Below are 326 nucleotides of genomic sequence, written 5' to 3'. Positions count from 1 at the left end.
AAGGTGTATTAAAGATATTTTAATTTTGAGAGTTAGGGGTATAGCTCAGTTGGTAGAGCGGCGGTCTCCAAAACCGCAGGTCGCGGGTTCGAGCCCTGCTGCCCCTGCCAGACAGTTAGGCTTTTAATTATTGAGAAGGTAGATTTTACTGCCTTCCTTTCTTTTTTTTGTGTGGGGCTTGTTTTTTTGTACGTGAATCGGTATTGAGTAGAGGATAAGAGAATTGTATAAGGCTGAAGATTGGCCTTTTGCATTTTTATCGTATTTATTTTTTTTTGTTGTATAACTCACAATAAGGTTAGAAAGAGTATAGTGTGACTGATGCC

At 39.3% G+C, this 326-nt stretch carries 1 tRNA gene; it reads left to right on the top strand.

The window, feature by feature from the left end:
* Positions 1-34 precede the first annotated feature (34 nt).
* A tRNA-Trp gene (locus ACFINZ_RS11145) sits at positions 35-110 on the top strand.
* Positions 111-326 lie beyond the last annotated feature (216 nt).

Origin of the sequence: Bartonella sp. AA81SXKL (genome assembly GCF_042196945.1) — a bacterium.
GTDB lineage: Bacteria > Pseudomonadota > Alphaproteobacteria > Rhizobiales > Rhizobiaceae > Bartonella.
The sequence above is the reverse complement of the archived record's forward strand: the minus strand, read 5'-3'. Positions and strand labels throughout refer to the sequence as shown.